The sequence below is a fragment of the Streptomyces rubellomurinus genome (assembly GCF_000961885.1).
In the GTDB taxonomy this organism is placed as follows: domain Bacteria; phylum Actinomycetota; class Actinomycetes; order Streptomycetales; family Streptomycetaceae; genus Kitasatospora; species Kitasatospora rubellomurina.
Genome location: NZ_JZKH01000054.1, coordinates 1 through 19,824, shown reverse-complemented (window position 1 = coordinate 19,824; position 19,824 = coordinate 1). Strand labels below are relative to the sequence as shown.

Sequence of the window (19,824 nt, the reverse complement as noted above, 5' to 3'; positions counted from 1 at the left end):
GGCCCATCGCTCGGATCCCTGCCGGACACCGGGGCGCCGCCCGGTGTCCGGCTCCGGCTCAGCGCGGGTCGACCAGCTCCGGGGCGAAGACCGTACCCAGCGGCTCGGGGCCGACGTACTGCTGGCAGGTGCAGGCGCGCAGTTCGTGGCGCAGCGGGCGCAGCTCGGCGTCCCACTCGACGGCGGTCCGCTGCTCCTCGCGGCAGCGGCCCTGCCGGTCGTGCTTGGCGAGGTGGTGGGTGCAGCCGCAGACCGGCTCGGGCGGGCGGTTGGCCGCCTCCAGGGCGACGCGCCGGCGGTGCGTGAGGTCGAGGAGTTCGAGCTTGCGCTCGTGCCGGGCCGTCGCCGCCTTGCGGGCGCGCTTGGCGAGCGATCCGGCGCCGTAGCAGGCAGCGGGCACCAGCCACAGCAGGCCGATCAACGAACTCACTGACTTCCCCCCGGAGGCGACGTCTCCGCCCGATCATACGTCTGACCTGCTCGAACCCCGCCGGCGGGCCCCAAGGATCAGCGGATGACCGGCAGCACCGGCGCCGCGCTGCGGCCCGTCGCGGCCTCGATGAACGCGACCGGGTCGGCGACCTCGGCCAGCAGCGCCCGGGTGAAGTCCAGCGCCCCCGGGGCGGGCGGCGGGCCGCCGATGGCCGCGATCAGGTCGAGGAGGTGGACGGTGGCCTCCATCAGCGCCACCTCGCCGAGCGCGCCGACCGTCACGCTGCCCAGCAGCGGGTGCGCGACGACGGCCTCCGGCGGCAGGTCGGCCAGTCCGGCCAGGGCCGCCGGGCCCTCCACCCCGAACCGGGCCAGCAGCACGGCCGGTTCGGCCGTCTCCGCCGTCTGCTTCGCCGCCTCGGCGACCTGGTCGGCCGCGGTGTGCGCGATCCCGCCCGGCCGGTTGTACGCGCGCAGGATCCCGGCCCCGCCGGTCACCGCCGCCGGCCCGTCCAGGACGGCCGCGCGCAGCCCGGTGAACATCTCCGGCACCGGCGCCACGTGCGCGTACAGCTCCCGCACCGTCCACCCGGGCAGCCTGGTCGGCCGGCTCCAGCCCTCGGCGTCCAGCGCCGCGCCGCGCTCCGCCCAGGACGCCCACGCCTCGGCCAACAGGGCACGCACAGGATCGGTCTGACGACTCATCGGCACTCCTCCGAAGCGGCGGTCACGGCCCCGCCCACGCTACCGGCCGCCTCCGGAAAACCGCTTGCCGCCCCCGGCCCCGGGCGGCCAGCATCGACGCATGGACCACACCACCGACCTGTCGTCGCCCCTCGCCGCCGCCCGCCCGGTGCCGAGCGGCCGACAGCAGCGTCCCGGCCGCCCCCGGAGGCCCGACCGCCCGCTCGCGTGAGCGCCGCGCTGGTGGCCGGCCTGCTCGCCGGGTACGGCGTCGCCGTGCCGGTCGGAGCGGTCGGCGCCTACCTGGTGGCGCTCACCGCCCGCACCTCGCTGCGGACCGGCGCCTGCGCCGCGCTCGGCGTGGCCACCGCGGACGGGCTGTACGCGCTGCTCGCCGTCCTCGGCGGCGCCGGGCTCGCCCCGCTGATCGCCCCCGTCGCCACGCCGCTGCGGATCGGCGCGGCCCTCGTCCTGCTGACCCTCGCCGTCCGCACCGCCCGTACCGCGCTGCGCGCCCGCCGCGCGGACGGCGGGCCGCTGCGCGCGCAGGCGCCGCCCTCGCCCGCCCGGGCCTTCCTCACCCTGCTCGGCATCACCCTGCTCAACCCGCTGACGGTGCTCTACTTCGCCGCCCTCGTCCTCGGCGACGGCCCGCACCCGCCGGCCGGCCCCGACCGGGCAGTATTCACGGCCGCCGTGTTCGCCGCCTCCGCGAGCTGGCAGCTGCTGCTGGCCGCGAGCGGCGCCCTCCTCGGCCGCGCCCTCACCGGACCGCGCGGCCGCCTGTTCACCGCGCTGGCCTCCGCCGCCCTGGTCGGCGGGCTGGCGGTGCGGCTGCTCCTGACCGGCTGAGGCCCCTCGGCTCAGAGCTCCGCGCCGAGCATCCGCAGCACCAACTCGCCGTACCGGCGGCCCAGTTCCTCGGGCGTCTCGGTCGAGCGGTCGGTGTACCAGCGCGACACGTCGATGCCCAGCGAGGTGACCGCGCGGGCCGCCGTCCGCACCTCCGCCACCTGGAACGCGCCCGCCGCCACGCCCGCCTCGATCAGCGCGCTGACCTCGCGCTCGATGTCCAGGCGCAGCGCGGCGACGACGGCGTAGGCGTCCTCGGGCAGCGCGTGCAGCTCGTAGTTGACCACCCGGCCGACCGTGCGCGCCCGGGCGTGCCAGGCGGTGAACTGCTCGACCAGGCCGCGCATCCGCTGCGCCGGGTCGCCCTCGCCGGCCGCCGCCCGGCACACCAGGGCGAGGGTGGCGGCGTGCCCGGCCTGGCTGATCTCGGCGAGCAGCGCGGCCTTCGACTGGTAGTGGATGTAGAGGGCGGCGGGGCTCATCCCGGCGGCGGTGGCGATGTCCCGGGTGGTGGTGGCGTGGAAGCCGCGTTCGGCGAACGACGCGACGGCGGCCTGGAGCAGCCGGTGCGCCGCCTCGGGGCGGGCGTCGCCGGGCAGGGTGGGCCAGAGGTCGGCGATGGGCGTGCTGGGCGTTCTGGTCATTCCGCCATCCTCCCAGGGAGCTCGGACACGTATTCGCCCCGGCGGTGCCGGAGGGCTGTTGACAGGCTCCCCCACCGACACCATGCTGAGCAAGCGCTTAGTCAGGCCGGCGGGCCGACCGGCCCGGTCAGCACCGAGAAGGACCGGGCCCGCGAGAAGGACCGGGCCCGCGAGAAGGGCCCGGCCGGCGAAAGAGCCCCGTCAGCGAAAGAGCCCCGTCAGCGAAAGAGCCCCGTCAGCGAAAGAGCCCCGTCAGCGAAAGGCAGGACCGTCCGTGGTGCACTCCCTCAAGGGCCGGGTGGCCGTCGTCACCGGATCGAGCCGGGGCATCGGCCTCGGGATCGCGCGCGAGCTGGTGGCCCGCGGCGCGAAGGTCTGCCTCACCGCGCGGGGCGCCGAGCCGCTGGCCGAGGCCGTCCGGGACCTCGGCGGCCCGGACAACGCGATCGCCGTCGCGGGCAAGGCCGACGACCCGGCGCACCAGGAGGAGGCGGTGGTCCGCACCCTGGAGGCCTTCGGCCGGCTGGACCACCTGGTGAACAACACCGGCATCAACCCCGTCTACGGCCCGGTGCTGGACACCGACGACGCCGCGGCCGCCAAGATCCTCGCCGTCAACGTGCTGGCCCCGCTGGCCTGGACGCGCCGCGCGCACGCCGCCTGGATGGGCGAGCACGGCGGCTCCGTCGTCAACGTCGCCTCGGTGGCCGGCATCCGGTCCTCGCTCGGCATCGGCATGTACGGGGTCAGCAAGGCGGCGCTGATCCGCCTGACCACCGAGCTGGCCGCCGAGCTCGGCCCGCAGGGGATCCGGGTGAACGCCGTCGCACCCGCCGTGGTGAAGACGAAGTTCGCCGAGGCACTGTACGAGGGCCGGGAGGACGAGGTCGCGGCCGCGTACCCGCTGCGCCGGCTCGGCGTGCCGGAGGACGTGGCGGGCGCGGTGGCGTTCCTGCTGTCGCCGGACGCGGGCTGGATCACCGGCCAGACCCTGGTGGTCGACGGCGGCGTCACCCTCGGCGGTGGCCTGTGACCGGCCCGACCGGCCACGCCGACCAGGGCGTGGTGGTGACCGGCGCGGGCCGGGGCATCGGCGCCGCCCTGGCCCGGGCGTTCGCCGCGGCCGGCGCCCGCGTGGTGGTCAACGACCTGGACGCCGAGGCGGCCGCGGCCGTCGCGGCGGACTGCGGCGGCACCGCCCTCCCCGGCGACGCCGCCTCCGCCGAGGGCGTCGCCGCCCTGGTCGGGCGGGCCCGCGCGGAGCTCGGCGAGATCGACGTCTGGTGCGCCAACGCGGGCGTCGCCCCGACCGGCGGCGCCGACGCGCCCGCCGGCGCCTGGGCGGCCGCCTGGGAGGTCAACGTCATGGCCCACGTCCGGGCGGCCGAGCTGCTGCTCCCGCGCTGGCTGGAGCGCGGCGAGGGGCGCTTCCTCTCCACCGTCTCCGCCGCCGGCCTGCTCACCATGCTGGGCTCGGCCCCGTACGCGGTCAGCAAGCACGGCGCGCTGGCCTTCGCCGAGTGGCTGGCCGCCACCTACCGCCACCGCGGCGTACGGGTGCACGCGCTCTGCCCGCAGGGCGTGCGCACCGACATGCTGGCCTCGACCGGCGCGGTCGGCGAGGCGCTGCTGGCGCCCACCGCGATCGCCCCGGAGGACGTCGCCGCGGCGGCGCTGGCGGGCATGCGCGAGGAGCGCTTCCTGCTCCTCCCGCACCCCGAGGTCGCCGAGTACTACCGGCACCGGGCCACCGACCCGGACCGCTGGATCGGCGGGATGAACCGGATGCAGCGGGAACTGGAGAAGGGCGGCGCGCTGTGAGGGCCTGGCAGGTGGGCGAGCTCGGCGAGCCGGCCGCGGTGATGCGGCTGGCCGAGGACGTGCCGCGGCCGGTGCCCGGCCCGGGGCAGCTGCTGGTCCGGGTGCGGGCGGCGGCGGTGAACTTCCCGGACGCGCTGATGGTGCGCGGCCACTACCAGGTGCGCCCGCCGCTGCCGTTCACGCCGGGCGTGGAGCTGTGCGGCGAGGTAGCGGACGGCGCGCGGCGCGGCGAGCGGCTGATCGGCACCCCGGTGCTGCCGCACGGCGCCTTCGCCGAGTACGCGCTGCTGGACGCCGCGGCCGCCTTCCCGGCGCCCGAGGTGCTGGACGACGCGGAGGCGGCGGCGCTGCACATCGGCTACCAGACGGCCTGGTTCGCGCTGCACCGCCGGGCGCGGCTGCGGTCGGACGAGACCCTGCTGGTGCACGCGGCGTCGGGCGGGGTCGGCAGCGCGGCGGTGCAGTTGGGCAAGGCCGCCGGGGCGCGGGTGATCGCGGTGGTCGGCGGCGCGGCGAAGGCGGAGACGGCCCGGGCGCTGGGCGCCGACGTGGTGGTGGACCGGACGGCGGAGGACTTCGTCGCCGCCGTGAAGCTGGCCACCGGCGGGCGCGGCGCGGACGTGGTCTTCGACCCGGTCGGCGGCGACGCCTACACCGGCTCCACCCGGTGCATCGCCTTCGAGGGCCGGATCGTGGTGGTCGGCTTCGCCGCCGGGCAGATCCCGACCGCGGCGCTCAACCACGCCCTGGTGAAGAACTACGCGATCCTCGGCCTGCACTGGGGCCTGTACAACACCCACGACCCGCGCGCCGTCCGCACCGCGCACGACGAGCTGACCAAGCTCGCCGAGCAGGGCGTGGTCCGCCCGCTGGTCAGCGACCGGGTGCCGCTGGCGGGCGCGGCGGAGGCCGTCCAGCGGGTCGCGGACGGCCGCACGACGGGGCGGATCGCCGTCCTCGGGGAGCGACTCGGGGAGCGACTCGGGGAGTGACCCGGGAAGTGACCCGGGAAGTGACCCGGGAAGTGATCGAAAACCCGCTGCACGGGCACGGCGGCGGCTGACAGGATGCCCGGATGACATCCTTCGCCGCCGCTCGTGACTCTGTGGAGGGCCTGGCCCTCGGGGACGGATTCGGGGAGCGCTGGTTCCCCCTGTTCCGCTCGCCCCGAGAGGCGTTCGACCAGATCAGGGCCCGGCGCACGCCCGAGGAGGGCCCCTGGCACTGGACCGACGACACCGCGATGGCGCTGTCCGTCTTCGGCATCCTGACCGCCTTCGACGCCGTGCACCAGGAACGGCTCGCCCAGGCCTTCGGCGCCGCCTACCGCGCCGACTCCGGGCGCGGCTACGGCTACGGCATGCACGAGCTGCTGCCCAAGCTCTGGGCCGATCCCGCGAGTTGGCGCACCGAGGCGCACGCGCTGTTCGACGGCCGGGGCAGCCTCGGCAACGGCGCGGCGATGCGGGTGGCGCCGCTGGGCGCCTGGTTCCACGAGGACCTGGACGAGGCCGCCGAGCAGGCGGCACTGTCCGCCGAGGTCACCCACGCGCACCCGGAGGGCGTCGCCGGGGCGGTCGCCGTCGCCCTGGCGGCGGCCCTGGCCGCGCGCGGCCGCAGCACGTCCGGGATCGCCGGCGCCGCCCTGCTCACCGAGGTCGCCGACCGTACGCCCCCGGGCGCCGTCCGGGACGGGCTGCGCCGCGCCGCCGACCTGTCCGCCGCCACCGAACCCTGGCGGGCCGCCGACCTGCTCGGCAACGGGCAGCGGATCTCGGCGGCCGACACCGTGCCGTTCGCGCTCTGGTCCGCCGCGCACCACCTCGACAGCCTGACCGACGCCCTGTGGACGACCGCCGAGGGCCTGGGCGACGTGGACACCACCTGCGCCATCACCGGCGGCGTGGTCGCCGCCCGCACCGGCCTGGCCGCCGTACCGCCGCAGTGGCTGGCCTGCCGCGAGTCGCTGCCGGCCTGGGTCGCCGAGGCGGCGGCGGAGGCCGGCCTCGATCCTGCGTGAGAGTTCGTCAGCATCGCTGACGGGCTCTCACGCGACCGGGCTCCGGGCTGCGGCCGCCCGCGTTGCGGCCCCGGACGGCGCCGCACAGACTGGATGTACAGGTATGTGCCCGAGTTCTACTCCGATGGGCGGCAGATCATGGCCCTCGAATCAGGCGACCACATCTGGTACTACGACGGCCAGGGCAACGAGTTCGCGATATCCGGGGAGCAAACCTCGACGGACCTCAACATCCCGCGGTTGCAGTGGTTCTCCGGTGCCGATCCCAACGATCCGAACGACTACCGCAACAACGGCATCCACATCTTCAACTTCGTGATCTACGACAGCGAGATCCGCAGGGGCCAGCCGCATCTCCGCACCGGCGCCGGAAGCCACGCGTGGCTCAACAACAATCCCGGCAACCTCACAGGCGTTCCCGGCGGACCGGACTTCGGACAGTTCCCCAACAAGTTCAACTGGCACCACTTCCTGATCTTCCCCGATCACGACACCGGCTTCGCCGCGATCGCCTCCTTCCTCGGGCAAGGTCCGTACCCGACGCTGTCGATCCTGGAGGCCTTCCGCAAGTACGCTCCCGCGTCCGACGGCAACACGCCCGATCAGTACGCGGCAGACGTCGCCGCCTCAGCCCAAGTCTCCACCGACACCCTCGTCGGCGATCTGACCAGTGACCAAATGCAGGCGATGCAGAGCAAGATCGAGGCGATCGAAGGCACGATTCCAGGAACCACGCTGCAGGCCAGTGAGGCACCGCAGGTCATCCAGGACCTCATCAACGGGGCCTAGCCGAGCCCGGTCTCGCGGACCGTCCCCGGCACGATGACCTCCAGGGCCGGGCGGGGCGGGCGGCCGAGCAGCGCCGCGAGGTCGCCCGGCCCGCCCGGCCCGGCCAGGAAGCCGTGCGCGATCGCCGAGCAGGTGCCCACCAGCATCGGCACCTGGAAGTCCAGCACGTCCGAGGCCGCCACCGCCGCCCGGGCCGCGCCCAGCGCGCCCGGGCGGTACTCGGCGCCCAGCGCCTCCGCCAGCTCCGCGCCACCCACCGCCCGCACCCCCACCAGCTCGTACGTCCGGCCCGCGTGCGCCTCGGGCGCCAGCGCGACGGCGGCCGCCACCTCGGCGAGGTCGGCCCGGGCCACCGCGGCCAGCCGGCCGTCGCCGAGCGGCGCGGTGATCACCCCGTCCGGGCCGGGCGCGGCGATCGCGGCCAGCAGCTCGGCGTAGAGGCCGTTGCGCAGCACCGTCCAGCGCAGGGTCGCCGACTCGCGCAGCCGCCGCTCGGTCCAGCGGTGCGCGAGCGCGTAGGGGAGGTGGTCGCCGTCGCCGGACAGGCTGGTGTAGACGACGTGCTCGACGCCCGCCGCCTCCGCCGCCGCGATCGCCGCGCCGTGCCGGGCGGTCACCACGTCGTCCTCGGCCGCGCCCGCGGAGATCAGCAGCAGCGTCCGCACCCCGGCGAACGCCTCCCCCAGGGTGTCCTCGCCGTCGTTGAACTCGCCCAGGGCGTACGGCGGTTCCGCGAACTGCAACGCGCCCTGCCGGGCATCTCCCAGCGCATGCTCACCCTGACGGTGCGCCGCCTGGAACGCGACGGCCTGCTCTCCCGGACCGTCCACCCCACCGTCCCGCCCCAGGTCGAGTACGAGCTGACACCGCTCGGCCACAGCCTCACCCACCTGGTCCGCGCGATGGCGGACTGGTCCTACGACCACCACGACGCCATCGTCACCGCCCGCCGCTCCTGGGACGAGGCCCACCCCGGCTCGGACATCCGCTGACGGCCCGAGCCGCCTGCCGGGTCCCGCCGTTCGAGGGGCAGGAACATGACCGAGGAGGAGCGCACGTACCACCGGCCGCCGGGCCGGCGCCCCGACGACCACCCGGGCCTCACCGACCTCGGACTGTAGCGGCCTCAGCCGAGGTCGAGGCGTTTGTTGAGGGCCTCGCCCGAGGGCAGGGGGTCGATGAACCGGTGGAGGAAGGTGAGCATCGCGTCGGTGTCCAGGCCCTCGCAGGCGGCGTCCATCCCGACGTAGAGGAGCTCCTCGATGCCGGCGACCTCGGTGGCCAGGCGCTCGCCCTCGGGGGTGAGGCTGAGGTGGAGGTAGCGGCGGTCCTCGGCGTCGGTGCGGCGCTCGACCAGTCCGGCCGCGACGACGCGTTCGACCAGCCGGCTGGGGTTGGTTCCGCTCTCGCACACCAGGAGCTGCCCGAGCCCGCTCAGGCTCAGGGTGCCGTGCTGCTGGAGCAGGCGCAGCACCTCGGCCTGGGACGGGGTGATGCCGTGGGGTTTGAGGGCCTGGATCAGCAGCCGGTTGCCTTCGCGCTGGGCTGCCAGGATGGCGAACCGCAGGTGTTCGGCCTTACGCATCAGCGTCCTTCGGGGTGGTCGGCAGGGCGGCGAGGAAGTCGTCGACCGCAGCCGCGTACGTTACCGGGTGGGAGAAGCGGAACATGTGGCCGGTGCGCGGCAGCACGACCTCCCGGGCGTCGGGGATGCCCGCGAGCATGACCTTGGAGGCGTCCTCGCCGATCAGCACGTCGTGCGAGGGGCTCAGGACCAGGGTCGGGACCTGGACGCGGCCGAGCGCGTCGACGTAGTCGGCGGTCAGGGAGGCCCGCACGCGGGCGCCGAAGGAGGCGGCCGGGGTGTTGTCGAGGAACAGGTCCCGGCTGCGCGCCTCGTTCCAGGGCACCTGCCCCTCGCCGTCGAAGGGGGAGGCGAGGCGGTGGGCGTGGGCCCGCAGGGTCAGCTGCCGGTAGAGCGGGCCGCGGGCCTTGCCGATGACCCGCATCAGGGCCTTCCAGGGCTTCGAGGTGACCGGGTTGGCCGCGAAGCCGCCGGACAGCACCAGGGCGCGCAGGCCCTTCGGGCGGCGGGTGGCGAGCGCGAGCGCGATGTTGGCGCCGAACGAGTCGCCGACCAGGACGTAGTCGTCCAGGTCCGCGACCGCGTTCTGGACGTGGTCGGCGTAGCGCTCCATGTCGTCGACGCCCTCGGGCAGCCGCAGCGTCCGCCGGGGCGCCTCGCCGTAGGGGGCGAGCTGCTCGGCGCTCCACGGAGCACCCGAGAAGCAGGGGATGAAGACCAGGGTCGGAAACTTCGCTGAAGTGTTCATATCGGACACATTACACGACACATGTGTCATGACATATGTGATCTGGGTCACATGTCGACTCGAAGCCGATCCCCGTTCCGGCCCGCCCCGGAGGCCGACCCCGGTTCGGCCCAACCCCTTGCGCTCCCAGGTCAGTTGGCCGACCATCCGGGCTATGACCATGCCTCCGCCGCCGGGCCACCCGCCGGGGCCGCCCGTGCCGCCCCCGTCATCCCCGTCCTCCCCGTACGCCGCGATCCGGACCAATGCCGTGGCGACGCTGCTGCTCGCCGCGCTCACCGTCGGCTCGCTGGCGATGCCCTGGGTCGGCTACAGCAGCGGCTGGAGCGGCGACGTGCGGTGGACCGGTTTCGACATCATCCGGAGCCCGTTCCGGGTGTTCGCGGACGTCGACGGCGCCGCCGTGTCGCTGCAGGCGATCCAGTGGATCGCCATCGGGCTCGCCGCCCTGGCCTTCCTCCGACTGCTCGCACCCGAGATCGGTCTCGTCTGGCTGTCGGTCACCGGCGCCCTGGCGCTGTGCCTGCTCACCGGCGTCACGCTCTTCCGGTTCTACAAGGCCCTGGAGGACGGCAGGCACATGGCACCCTCGCTGCAGTACGGCGCGGCGGTCGCGATGGTCGCGGCCCTGCTGTGCCTGATCGTCGCGGCCCGCGCCCCGGGCGCAGACCGGCGCACGCGCCGGTAGGACACGGCCAGGGCGCGCCCCCCGGGCGCATCGACCGCCCCCGGTGCACAGGAAGTCGGCCGGGCCGACTTCCTGCGGCCGCGACCAGCTAGGATTCCCCGGATTTCGATCGATGTGGGGATGGCTCGTGAGTGATGGTCTGCGCCTGGTGGGCGCCGTGGCGGCGGTACGGATCCAGGGGGCCCTGCTGCTCGGCGTGAGCCTGGCGAGCTGCGTGCCCGCGTTCCTGGACGGCCCGAACCGCCTCGACCCGGTGGCGGGGATCGGTACGGCCGCGCTGCTCTTCGTGTCGACGTTCTGCGCGCTGCTGAAGCTCCGCCGTCCCTGGTACGAGACCCGGCTGGCGCGGCTGACCCCGCCGCCGGCGACCGCCGAGCCGGTCGCCCCGGACCGGACCTTCGACCTGCTCTCCCGCACCCTCACCGTCCCGCTGCTGCTGGTCCTGGCGATCGGCATCGGGATCGGCGCCGCGACCGGGGTGCCGGCGGGCATGTTCCTGGCGGGCCTCGCGGCCGCAATGCTCTGGCAGTCCCGCTGGCTGGCCGCCGAGGAGAAGCGGCACGGCGGCCGGCTGCTCTGCCCGTACGCCCCGTTCCGCGTCGCGCCCGACGACCCTCACGCCGCCGCCTACCGCGAGTCCCGCTTCTGGATCGTCCGCGAGCCGTCCGCCGACCTGACGCCGGCGAGCTGACGACGGCGAGCTGAGCCCCCTGACCCCGCCTCGGGGTTGTCCCCCAACTCCCCTGGGGGACAACCCTGTTCCATCCCTGATCAGCGCCCCGATCGCCCCGCCGGGCCGGGCCGGACTCGTTAGCGTCCGGACCATGATCTTGCGCAAGCACCTCGCCACGGCGGCCGTCACCGCCGCGCTCCTCGGTACGACCGCGACCACCGCCGTCGCCCAGCCCGCCGAATCCGCCTCCGCCGCACAGCAACTACGCCGGGACACCGAGGCGATCCACGACCTCGGCATCAGCGGCGTGCAGGCCCGCGCGATCGGCCCGGACGGACGGCAGGCGGTCGCCACCAGCGGCACCGCCGACCTGACCACCGGCCGCCCGGTCGATCCCGACGGCTACTTCCGGATGGCCAGCACGTCCAAGGCGCTGGTCGCGACCGTCGTGCTCCAGCTGGAGGCGGAGGGCCGGCTGTCCCTGGACGACACGGTCGACCACTGGCTGCCGGGCCTGGTGCACACCGACGGCAAGGGCAACGGCAAGGACGGCCGGGACGTCCGCATCCGCGACCTGCTCCAGCACACCAGCGGCATCACCGACGACGGCCTGCCCGGGTACGACTCGCCGGCGTCGTACTACGCGAAGCGCCACGACGTCTACGAGCCCGAGCAGTTGGTGGGCTTCGCGATGGCCCACCCGGCCTCCGGGACGTGGACGTACTCCAACACCGGCTACGTCCTGCTCGACCTGATCATCCAGAAGGCCACCGGCCGCCCCGCCCACCGGGAGGTCCAGGACCGCATCGTCCGCCCGCTCGGCCTCGACCGGACCAGGTGGACGGGCACCTCCCCCACCCTGCCCCGGCCGCACGCCCGGGCGTACCAGTACTACGGCCCCGACTTCGGCCCGGACGCCCGCCTGGACGTCACCGACCAGGTCCCGGTGGACCACGAGAACCTCGCCTGGGTCACCACCACGCGGGACGAGAACCTCTTCCTCCGCGCGCTCCTCGGCGGCCGCCTGCTCCCGGCACGCCAGTTGGCCGAGATGAAGCAGACCGTCGCGGTGAGCCCGGCGCTCAAGGAGCTGTGGGGCGACGCCGGGTACGGGCTCGGCCTGGTCAAGCGCGGCCTGACCTGCGGGGGCGACTACTGGGGCCACGAGGGCGGGGACGGCGGCTTCATCACCCTCAACGGCGTCACCGAGGACGGTCGGCGCAGTGCCGTCGTCTCCATGTCCGAGGCGCGCGGCGACACCCTGGACCACATCAAGGACCAGGAGAAGGCGGCGAGCGCCCTGATCGACCACGCGCTGTGCGCGGGAGCCCCCGGCACCCGGTGACCCGGCGCTCGGGCCGACCAAAGGCCGAGCAAAAGGCCGAGCAAAAAGGCCGGGCCGACGCACAGTGTGCGTCGGCCCGGCCTTCGTAGTAGCGGGGACAGGATTTGAACCTGCGACCTCTGGGTTATGAGCCCAGCGAGCTACCGAGCTGCTCCACCCCGCGTCGGTGAACCCGACTGTACGCCATCAGGGCGACGCAGGGGAAATCCATTGCCGCAGGCGGCGGGCCCCGCCCCCGCTCAGCGCTCGTACACCACCTCGGGGAACCGCGCCGAGGGCCCGTCCAGCAGGTGGTCGTCGTGCCCGCGCAGCCAGCGGTCGAGGAAGCTGGCGACGTACGTGCGGGTGGCGAGCACCGCCCGCCCGGGGTCGACGTCCCCGGTGTCGGCGCGCAGCTGGTCAGGGGTGATCGCGCCCTGGCGGGCGAGCTGCGGGAGCAGGGATTCGGCGTCGGTGTACGAGCCGTGCCGGGAGCCGTCGAGGGTGACGTCGGCGCGCCAGCCGGTGCTGTGCTGCCACAGGGCGTCCCAGCCGGGCTGCGCGTGGTAGCTGCCGGAGTCGTCGCTGCGGGTGCCCATCAGCAGGAACGGGCGGTCCAGGCCGTCCTGGGCCACGCCGGACAGGTACGTGCCGGTGCGTCCGTCCCGGCCGGGGAAGTGCAGCTGCCCGTCCAGGTCCACGGCGGCGGCGATCCGCCGGTCGTCGTGCATGGCCTGCAGGGCGGTGAAGCCGCCGGCGGAGTGGCCGACCATGCCGATCCGGTCGAGGTCGAGGGCGGCGCCGAGGCCGGTCGGCAGGCCGCGGGAGTGCTTGAGGTGCTCCAGCTCGTCGAGCACGAACCTGGTGTCGTCGACCCGGGTGGCCATCGACTTGCGCAGCAGCGCGCCCACGTCCAGGTCCGGCCCGAGCATGCCGGGGAGCACCGAGGCGGCCAACTCGCCGTTCGGGAAGGCGACTTCGGAGGCCTCCCAGGTGTGGTCGACGGTGACGACGACGTACCCGCGGGAGGCCAGGTCCTCGACCAGCGCGGTGCCCCAGGTGCGCGGGTCGCCGAGGCCGGGCGAGTACAGCACGACCGGGCGCCGGCCGCCGGGCGACGCGGAGGCGTCGACGCGGGCGTGGGTGCGGACGGCGGCCCAGTCGGTGCGGCCGGGCGCGAAGCCGTAGTTCATCACACCGGCGTTCCCGTCGCCGTCGAAGTGCTCGGCGGCGGCGGGCACCATGTAGGCGGCGCGGTCGGCGCCGGTGACGGGGCGGGCGGCCGGGTACCAGATGCTGATCATCAGCTCGCGCTGCCGGTCGGGCTTCCACGGGTCGACCCGGTTCCGGTCGGTCAGGTGCACGGCGGTGGTGCCGACCGGGTACGGCCCGGTGGGGCGCGGCAGCGCGGCCGTCGCCCGGGCGCTCACGCCGTCCGCCGTCACGCCGTCCGCCGCGGCTGCCACGACCACCGGCGCCGCCGTCGCGCCGGGCGCCGTCCCCAGCGTCACCATCGCCGTCGCCGCCGCCAGCACCACCGCCGCCACCGTCCGTCCCCGCCTGCTCATCGCCGTCGTCCCCTCGTCGTCCTTGATCCGGCACGACGGACACTACGCGCGGGGCGGGGTGGTGGCCGTCATACCGGGGAGCCAACTCCCCCGGGCATACCCCGGTATGACACCCGGCCGGGCCGCGGATCTCCCGGTCGTCTAGAGGGTGGACCAGGAGGACCAGGAGCTGCCCGGCGAGACCTGCCAGATGTGGTGGATGGCGGAGTGGAGGACGAGGCCGAAGGCTTCGAGCCGGCCGTCCGCGTTCCGGCCGATCCCCGGATCGCCGACCAGTCCGCCGCCCAGGCTGGCGAAGCCGGTCCAGCTGTCGGGGTCGTTGGGCGCGGTCTGCCAGGCGTGCTGGAGGTCGTTGCTGCGGCCGATCGAGAACGCCTCCAGGCGGCCGTCCTGGTTGACCGCGGCCCCCGCGCAGCCGATCGGGAAGTCACCGCCGAGCGAGTGCAGCGGGGTCCAGCCGCCGACCGCGTGGGGCGAGCTCGGCGGGAACTGGTAGCAGGTCTGCATGTCGGCGGAGTTCGCGCCGAGGACGAAGGCCTGCAGCAGGCCGTCCTGGTTCCGGGCGGCCGCCGGGCTGCCGGCCAGCGGACTGCCGAGGGACTGCCAACCGGTCCACTCCCCTTCGGCCGTCACCCAGATGGTGTCCACACTGCCGTCGACCCCCTGCGCGAAGACCTGCACGCCCCCGTCCGGGCGTGCCACCGCGCAGGGGTTGGCGTGGACGTACAGGCCTCCAGACGGGCCGCCGCCGAGGGACTGCCAGCCGGACCAGCCGCCGCCGGGCGAGGTCGTGTTGGTCGTCCGCAGGTCGGCCTTGCTGCCGATGGCGAAGACGTACAGGTTGCCGTCCGGCTTCAGGACGGCCGCCGGATCGCTGACCAGCGGGTCGCGGTTGATGTTCCCGCCGATGTTCTGCCAGCCGGACCAGCCGTTGCTCGGGGCGGTCTGCGCGTCGGTCGACACGGTCCCGTCCGTGTTGACGAACACCTGGAGGCGGCCGTCCTGGTTGCTGACGACGGCGGGACGCTGATTGGCCATGGGTGGTGACCCCGATTCTGTGGTTCGTCGCGGACTCCGCTGGGAGCGGGTGCCACACACCCTTCGCCCGTCCGGTCGGAACAACCGGGTTGCCACGCGGCCCGGTCACTCGGAGAGCGGGCGCCCCCGGCGGCGGATCACCGGCCGGGGGCACCCGCCCGCTGCCCTACGCGTGGCGGCGCAGCTCGCGGCGGGCGAGCGAGCGCTTGTGCGCCTCGTCCGGGCCGTCCGCCAGGCGCAGGCTGCGCATGCCCGCCCACAGTTCGGCGAGCGGGGTGTCCTGGCCGAGCCCGGCGCCGCCGTGCGCCTGGACGGCCTTGTCGAGGATCCACTCGACGGTGAGCGGGGCGGCGATCTTGATCGCCTGGATCTCGGTGTGGGCGCCCTTGTTGCCGACGGTGTCCATCAGCCAGGCGGTCTTGAGGCCCAGCAGGCGCAACTGCTCGATGCGGATGCGGGATTCGGCCACCCAGTCCTGGACGACGCCCTGCTCGGAGAGCGGACGGCCGAACGCGACGCGGGCGTTCACCCGGCGGCACATCAGCTCCAGCGCCCGCTCGGCGATGCCGACCGCGCGCATGCAGTGGTGGATCCGGCCGGGGCCGAGGCGGGCCTGGGCGATGGCGAAGCCGGAGCCCTCCTCGCCGATCAGGTTGCCGACCGGCACCCGGACGTTCTCGAACACCAACTCCGCGTGGCCGCCGTGGTCGTTGTCGTCGTAGCCGAAGACGGTCATGCCGCGCTTCGCGGTGACGCCCGGGGTGTCGCGCGGGACGAGGATCATGCTCTGCTGGCGGTGCCGCTCGGCGGACGGGTCGGTCTTGCCCATCACGACGAAGATCTTGCAGTCCGGGTTCATCGCGCCGGTGATGTAGAACTTGCGGCCGTTGACGACGTACTCGTCGCCGTCCCGCTCGATCCGGGTCTCGATGTTGGTGGCGTCCGAGGAGGCGACCTCGGGCTCGGTCATGGCGAAGCCGGAGCGGATCTCCCCGTCCAGGAGGGGGCGCAGCCAGCGCTCGTGCTGCTCGGGGGTGCCGAAGTCGGCGAGGAGTTCCATGTTGCCGGTGTCGGGGGCCGCGCAGTTGAGCGCGATCGGGGCCAACTTGGGGCTGCGACCGGTGATTTCGGCGAGCGGCGCGTACTGGAGGTTGGTCAGGCCGGCGCCGTGGGAGCCGGGGATGAAGAGGTTCCAGAGGCCCTGCTTGCGGGCTTCGGTCTTCAGCTCGGCGACGATCGGCGGGGCGGTCCAGGGGGTGCGGGCCGGGTCGGCGAGCTGGTCGGCGAAGACCGGTTCGGCGGGGTAGACGTGCTCGTCCATGAAGGTGAGGAGCCGGTCCCGGAGTTCGTTCGTCCGGGCGTCGTAGGCGAAGTCCATCGGTCAGTTCTCCTTGAGGGTGCGCAGGCCGTGCCGGGCGAGGATCGGGGCCATCTCGCCGGCGCGGTCGAAGCCCGCGCCGAGGGTGCGGCCCTGCTGGAAGCGGAAGTGGATGCCCTCGGCGACGACGGCGAGCTTGAAGGACGCGAAGGCCACGTACCAGTCGAGGTCCTTGGCGTCGCGGCCGGTCAATTCGGCGTACTGGGCGACGAGTTCGTCCGGCTTGGGGAAGCCGGGGGCGGTGGCGGCGGAGGGGATGATGCCGCCGCCGACGCCGGCGAGCTCGGTGTACATCACCAGGAGGCCGATGTCGGTGAGCGGGTCGCCGAGGGTGGACATCTCCCAGTCGAGGACGGCGGCGAGGGCGTCGCGGTCGTCGACGAGGACGTTGTCGAGACGGTAGTCGCCGTGGACGAGCGCGGGGGCGGGTGAGACGGGGAGACGCTCGGCGAGGAGGGCGTGCAGGCGGTCGACGTCGGGGAGGTCGCGGCTGCGGGAGGCGGCGAGCTGCTTGGACCAGCGGCGCAGCTGGCGTTCCAGGTAGCCGTCCGGGTGGCCGAAGTCGGCGAGGCCGATGGCGGCGGGGTCGATCCGGTGGAGGGCGGCGAGGGTTTCGACGAGCCGGCCGCCGAGGGCGTGGACGCGCTCGGCGCCCAGGGCGGCGAGCGGGGCGACGTCGCGGTGGGCGGTCCCGGCGACGAACTCCATGAGGTACCAGGGCGCGCCGAGGGTGTCCGTTTCCTGGTCGAGCAGCAGTGTTTCCGGGACAGGGACGGGGGTGTCGCGCAGCGCGGTCATCACGCGGTACTCGCGGACCATGTCGTGGGCGGTGGCGAGGACGTGCCCGAGGGGCGGTCGGCGCAGGACCCAGCGCGAGAGGCCGTCCGTGAGGACGTACGTGAGGTTCGAGCGGCCGCCCTCGATGAGCTCCGCCCGCAGCTCGCCGTCGACGCCCCCGGGCAGCTCCCGGTCCAGGTGAGCGCGGAGTTTCGGGAGGTCCAGGCCGGGCGGATGGTTCTCGATCATCGAGCGGCTCCTCTGGGTACGTGACTAAGCGCTTGCTTAGCATTGATCCGAGCGAGGCCAGCTGTCAATGGCCCAAGGGCGGAGTAGAAAGGAGGGATGGGAAGACAGGCGGTGGTCGCGGTCTACGTGGTCGCGCTGGTGGCGGTGATCGTCGGCGTGGACGTGCTGTTCTTCAGGGACAGGCTCTGGGAACGGCTGCTGGTGAACGTCGGCATCGTGTTGGTGTTCACGGCGTTCTACCTGAGGTTCGGCAAGAGGTGAAAACGATCGGCGGCCGGATAGCAGGAAGCTATCCGGCCGCCGACATGCGGAAGGTCAGAGGTCGCCGAACTCCCCGGCGGCAGCTGCGGCGACGAAGGATCGCCAAGCCGCGGCAGGGAAGACGAGGACCGGCCCCTCAGGGTCCTTCGAGTCGCGGACGGGCATCACGCCGGTGAAGTCCGGTGCCACCTCGACGCAAGTGCCGCCGTTACCACTATGGCGGCTCTTCACCCACCGCGCACCGACCAGGTCAACGGTCATCATGGAGCTCCTTCCGGTAACCCCCGAGGTCAGAAGCTGCCGAAGTCACCGGCAGCGGTCGCGGCGACGAAAGACCGCCAGGCCTCAGCTCGGAACACCAGCACCGGCCCCTCGGGATCCTTCGAATCACGAACAGGCATCACACCGGGGAAGCCCGGCGCCACCTCGACGCAAGTGCCGCCATTACTGCTGTGGCGACTCTTCACCCACCGAGCGCCAGCCAGATCAAGGACCATCGTTGAGTTCCTTCCTTCTTGCGCGAATAGCGGCGGGTACCTGGGGTCAGCTACCGCCGAACTCCCCGGCGGCCGTCGCGGCGACGAACGATCGCCACGCCTCGGCCGAGAAGACGAGAGCGGGCCCTTCCGGGTCCTTCGAGTCGCGGACGGGCGCGACACCGGGGAAGTCCGCCGAGACCTCCACGCAGGTACCGCCGTTATCGGAGTACGACGACTTGAACCAGGAAGCGCGGGACAGATCTGGACGGGTCGTCATGTGTCAAAGTTCCTTTCGGGCCTTGTGGATCAGGTCGAGGGTCGCGGCACTGGTCAGCGCTTCCACCTGCAACCGATCGTAGGCCCTTTCCCACGTTCTGACTGTCCTGTCTTCCCGCACCACGTAGCCGTGATCCGCAGATTCCGTGTAGCCGACCACAGAGCGGTCCGCGAACGTCAACAAGGTGACCACGGACCGGAATGGGGCCTTCTCCGCCAAACTGAACGGGGCCACCTGGAAGATCACGTAAGGCCTGGTCGCCAGCTCCGCCAGGTGATCGAGCTGCGCACGCATCGTCGCAGCGCCGCCCACAGGGCGCCGAATGCCGCTCTCGTCTATCACCGCGTGGATGACCGGCGGTTCGGGACGCTTGAGCAGCCGCTGTCGCGCGGTCAGCAGCTTCATTCGCTCCTCGGCCCGGTCCGGCGTGCTGCTTCCGCGCTGCACGGCCGCCGCCTCTCGCGCAGAAGCGTAGGCCTTGGTCTGGAAGAGCCCAGGGACGAGGTTCGGCTCAAAGATTCTGATCTCCAACGCACGGGCCTCCTGCGCGGCATGCTCGGGGAAGCCCTCCAGGAACCCCTTCTTCCGCATCCCGACCCACATGATCTCCAGCGTCTGCCCCGTCCCCAAGGCCTTGTCGGCCGCCCTGACGAAGTCCCGGCTGGTGGATTTGCGTCCGGTTTCGACGGCGGAGATGTAGCTGTCCGAGTACCCCATCACCTCGGCCAGCTTCTGCTGGGTCCACCCCCGCGCCTCACGCGATCTGCGGAGCAGCGCGCCGAAGGATTCGCGGGGAGATGACGTCGGGTCAAGTTCCTTGCGGTTCACGGCTTCACTTCCAATTCCACTTGAGCCGTAGACAAGTTGAACGGCTTCCCAGCTTAGTCGAGAGTGTGCACCGCCGGTAGTCGCATTACTACGGAGAGGAGCGAACCGTGCACATCCCCACGCCCCCTGAGTCCCTGCACGCCCCCCGAGTTGAGGTCGTCACCGATCGCCTCCAGGTGGTCATCTACCTGGCCAGGAACGGCTCCACCTTCCCCGAGCGCGAGATGCGCAGCTGCGAGTCCTACGCGCTCGCGTTCCGCTGGAACGTCTCCCTGATCGTGGTCGACGACTCCATCCACACCACCGCGCCCGAGCGCCGGCCCATGCTCCAGGCCGCCCTTCACCGCGTCCGGAGCCGCGACGCCGACGCGATCCTCGTCCCCGCCAGGTCCGCCATCTCCCCGATCGTCGGCGAGTTCGACGAGTTCTCCCGGCAGGTCGAGAAGGCCGGCGGCTTCGTCCAGGTGGCCACCCGATGACCGCCGCCAGCCGCAGCCGCTACGGGATCATCCCCGCCGACCCGCCGGCCGGCGTCTCCTTCTCCGTCTGGGTCGTCCGCGACCACCGCACCGGCGACCTCGTCAAGGCCCTCCCGCCGCGCCCCGAACCACTCCGCTTCTACTCCTACGCCCACGCCCAGGCCTGGGTCCACAAGAACGAGCGGCCCACCCCGTGAACCCCCGCCCCCGCTACGAAGCCCGCTTCATCG

Annotated in this window: 26 protein-coding genes, 1 tRNA gene and 1 pseudogene; 13 read left to right on the top strand and 15 right to left on the bottom strand. The window is 73.4% G+C overall.

Going from position 1 to position 19,824, the window contains the following annotated elements; all coding sequences use genetic code 11:
* Positions 1–58 precede the first annotated feature (58 nt).
* Positions 59–421, bottom strand: a complete 363-nt coding sequence (locus VM95_RS23930; protein ID WP_107073068.1) for a hypothetical protein — start codon at positions 419–421, stop codon at positions 59–61.
* Between the two features lie 86 nt (positions 422–507).
* A complete protein-coding gene (locus VM95_RS23925; protein WP_045700126.1) occupies positions 508–1,137 on the bottom strand; it encodes a maleylpyruvate isomerase N-terminal domain-containing protein in 630 nt (209 codons plus the stop codon).
* Positions 1,138–1,344: 207 nt separating this feature from the next.
* On the opposite strand from VM95_RS23925, the gene VM95_RS23920 reads away from it, so the two are divergent.
* Positions 1,345–1,968 (top strand): LysE family transporter, encoded by a 624-nt coding sequence (locus tag VM95_RS23920; protein ID WP_045700125.1) that lies wholly within the window; start codon positions 1,345–1,347, stop codon positions 1,966–1,968.
* A gap of 11 nt (positions 1,969–1,979) precedes the next feature.
* Here the strand turns inward: VM95_RS23920 and VM95_RS23915 are convergent, their stop codons facing one another.
* Positions 1,980–2,612, bottom strand: coding sequence for a TetR/AcrR family transcriptional regulator (locus tag VM95_RS23915; RefSeq protein WP_045700124.1), 633 nt, complete (start codon positions 2,610–2,612; stop codon positions 1,980–1,982).
* Positions 2,613–2,886: 274 nt separating this feature from the next.
* Here VM95_RS23915 and VM95_RS23910 point away from each other — a divergent pair, with 274 nt between their 5' ends.
* From VM95_RS23910 to VM95_RS23890, 5 genes are all read left to right on the top strand, one after another.
* Entirely contained in the window at positions 2,887–3,645 is a 759-nt protein-coding gene (locus VM95_RS23910) for an SDR family oxidoreductase (protein ID WP_045700123.1), read from the top strand.
* Positions 3,642–4,433: an SDR family NAD(P)-dependent oxidoreductase gene (locus VM95_RS23905; RefSeq protein ID WP_045700122.1), complete on the top strand. Its 792-nt coding sequence runs from the start codon at positions 3,642–3,644 to the stop codon at positions 4,431–4,433. The genes VM95_RS23910 and VM95_RS23905 overlap by 4 nt, the downstream gene beginning before the upstream one ends.
* Positions 4,430–5,425, top strand: coding sequence for an NADPH:quinone oxidoreductase family protein (locus VM95_RS23900; protein ID WP_045700121.1), 996 nt, complete (start codon positions 4,430–4,432; stop codon positions 5,423–5,425). Before VM95_RS23905 ends, VM95_RS23900 begins: the two co-directional genes overlap by 4 nt.
* Before the next feature lie 83 nt (positions 5,426–5,508).
* Positions 5,509–6,453: an ADP-ribosylglycohydrolase family protein gene (locus VM95_RS23895; protein ID WP_045700120.1), complete on the top strand. Its 945-nt coding sequence runs from the start codon at positions 5,509–5,511 to the stop codon at positions 6,451–6,453.
* A 105-nt stretch (positions 6,454–6,558) separates the two neighbouring features.
* Positions 6,559–7,242 carry a hypothetical protein gene (locus VM95_RS23890; protein WP_045700119.1) on the top strand — a complete coding sequence of 228 codons (684 nt, stop codon included), beginning with the start codon at positions 6,559–6,561 and terminating at the stop codon, positions 7,240–7,242.
* Here VM95_RS23890 and VM95_RS23885 read toward each other — a convergent pair.
* Positions 7,239–7,985, bottom strand: coding sequence for an NAD(P)H-binding protein (locus tag VM95_RS23885; RefSeq protein ID WP_244178920.1), 747 nt, complete (start codon positions 7,983–7,985; stop codon positions 7,239–7,241). The genes VM95_RS23890 and VM95_RS23885 overlap by 4 nt on opposite strands.
* Here VM95_RS23885 and VM95_RS23880 point away from each other — a divergent pair.
* Positions 7,932–8,234 (top strand): annotated as a pseudogene (locus VM95_RS23880) (winged helix-turn-helix transcriptional regulator); the annotation flags it as partial. The gene VM95_RS23885 and the pseudogene VM95_RS23880 overlap by 54 nt on opposite strands.
* A gap of 134 nt (positions 8,235–8,368) precedes the next feature.
* Here the strand turns inward: VM95_RS23880 and VM95_RS23875 are convergent.
* On the bottom strand, positions 8,369–8,827 hold the full coding sequence (locus tag VM95_RS23875; protein WP_052707531.1) for a MarR family winged helix-turn-helix transcriptional regulator: 459 nt from the start codon (positions 8,825–8,827) through the stop codon (positions 8,369–8,371).
* Positions 8,820–9,575, bottom strand: coding sequence for an alpha/beta fold hydrolase (locus tag VM95_RS23870; protein ID WP_045700118.1), 756 nt, complete (start codon positions 9,573–9,575; stop codon positions 8,820–8,822). Before VM95_RS23870 ends, VM95_RS23875 begins: the two co-directional genes overlap by 8 nt.
* A 154-nt stretch (positions 9,576–9,729) precedes the next feature.
* On the opposite strand from VM95_RS23870, the gene VM95_RS23865 reads away from it, so the two are divergent.
* From VM95_RS23865 to VM95_RS23855, 3 genes are all read left to right on the top strand, one after another.
* Complete coding sequence (locus VM95_RS23865) at positions 9,730–10,263, top strand: hypothetical protein (protein ID WP_157882179.1); 534 nt, start codon at positions 9,730–9,732, stop codon at positions 10,261–10,263.
* A gap of 127 nt (positions 10,264–10,390) precedes the next feature.
* A complete protein-coding gene (locus VM95_RS23860; protein ID WP_157882178.1) occupies positions 10,391–10,954 on the top strand; it encodes a hypothetical protein in 564 nt (187 codons plus the stop codon).
* A gap of 133 nt (positions 10,955–11,087) precedes the next feature.
* Positions 11,088–12,281 carry a serine hydrolase domain-containing protein gene (locus VM95_RS23855; protein WP_045700115.1) on the top strand — a complete coding sequence of 398 codons (1,194 nt, stop codon included), beginning with the start codon at positions 11,088–11,090 and terminating at the stop codon, positions 12,279–12,281.
* 89 nt (positions 12,282–12,370) lie between these two features.
* Here VM95_RS23855 and VM95_RS23850 read toward each other — a convergent pair.
* The 5 genes from VM95_RS23850 to VM95_RS23825 all read right to left on the bottom strand — a co-directional run bounded on the left by VM95_RS23850 (position 12,371) and on the right by VM95_RS23825 (position 17,270).
* Positions 12,371–12,444 (bottom strand) — tRNA-Met (locus tag VM95_RS23850).
* 76 nt (positions 12,445–12,520) lie between these two features.
* Positions 12,521–13,828, bottom strand: a complete 1,308-nt coding sequence (locus VM95_RS23845) for an alpha/beta hydrolase family protein (protein WP_052707530.1) — start codon at positions 13,826–13,828, stop codon at positions 12,521–12,523.
* Positions 13,829–13,969: 141 nt separating this feature from the next.
* Complete coding sequence (locus tag VM95_RS23835) at positions 13,970–14,866, bottom strand: PLL family lectin (protein WP_052707529.1); 897 nt, start codon at positions 14,864–14,866, stop codon at positions 13,970–13,972.
* 166 nt (positions 14,867–15,032) lie between these two features.
* On the bottom strand, positions 15,033–16,244 hold the full coding sequence (locus VM95_RS23830; protein WP_045700112.1) for an acyl-CoA dehydrogenase family protein: 1,212 nt from the start codon (positions 16,242–16,244) through the stop codon (positions 15,033–15,035).
* A 3-nt stretch (positions 16,245–16,247) separates the two neighbouring features.
* Positions 16,248–17,270, bottom strand: coding sequence for a phosphotransferase family protein (locus tag VM95_RS23825; RefSeq protein WP_045700111.1), 1,023 nt, complete (start codon positions 17,268–17,270; stop codon positions 16,248–16,250).
* A gap of 96 nt (positions 17,271–17,366) precedes the next feature.
* On the opposite strand from VM95_RS23825, the gene VM95_RS43350 reads away from it, so the two are divergent.
* Positions 17,367–17,531: a hypothetical protein gene (locus VM95_RS43350; protein ID WP_167352951.1), complete on the top strand. Its 165-nt coding sequence runs from the start codon at positions 17,367–17,369 to the stop codon at positions 17,529–17,531.
* Between the two features lie 54 nt (positions 17,532–17,585).
* Here VM95_RS43350 and VM95_RS23820 read toward each other — a convergent pair whose 3' ends face one another.
* Genes VM95_RS23820 through VM95_RS23810 form a run of 4 tightly spaced genes read right to left on the bottom strand, consistent with a single transcriptional unit; the run spans position 17,586 to position 19,115 of the window.
* Positions 17,586–17,792: a DUF397 domain-containing protein gene (locus tag VM95_RS23820; RefSeq protein WP_045700143.1), complete on the bottom strand. Its 207-nt coding sequence runs from the start codon at positions 17,790–17,792 to the stop codon at positions 17,586–17,588.
* Positions 17,793–17,821: 29 nt separating this feature from the next.
* On the bottom strand, positions 17,822–18,028 hold the full coding sequence (locus VM95_RS40575) for a DUF397 domain-containing protein (protein WP_078860440.1): 207 nt from the start codon (positions 18,026–18,028) through the stop codon (positions 17,822–17,824).
* A 46-nt stretch (positions 18,029–18,074) separates the two neighbouring features.
* Positions 18,075–18,287 (bottom strand): DUF397 domain-containing protein, encoded by a 213-nt coding sequence (locus VM95_RS23815; RefSeq protein WP_045700110.1) that lies wholly within the window; start codon positions 18,285–18,287, stop codon positions 18,075–18,077.
* A 3-nt stretch (positions 18,288–18,290) separates the two neighbouring features.
* Positions 18,291–19,115, bottom strand: coding sequence for a helix-turn-helix domain-containing protein (locus VM95_RS23810; RefSeq protein WP_045700109.1), 825 nt, complete (start codon positions 19,113–19,115; stop codon positions 18,291–18,293).
* A 107-nt stretch (positions 19,116–19,222) separates the two neighbouring features.
* Between VM95_RS23810 and VM95_RS23805 the strand changes: the two genes are divergently transcribed.
* Positions 19,223–19,594, top strand: a complete 372-nt coding sequence (locus VM95_RS23805; protein WP_157882177.1) for a recombinase family protein — start codon at positions 19,223–19,225, stop codon at positions 19,592–19,594.
* Positions 19,591–19,791, top strand: coding sequence for a hypothetical protein (locus VM95_RS23800; RefSeq protein WP_045700108.1), 201 nt, complete (start codon positions 19,591–19,593; stop codon positions 19,789–19,791). Before VM95_RS23805 ends, VM95_RS23800 begins: the two co-directional genes overlap by 4 nt.
* Positions 19,792–19,824: the final 33 nt, after the last annotated feature.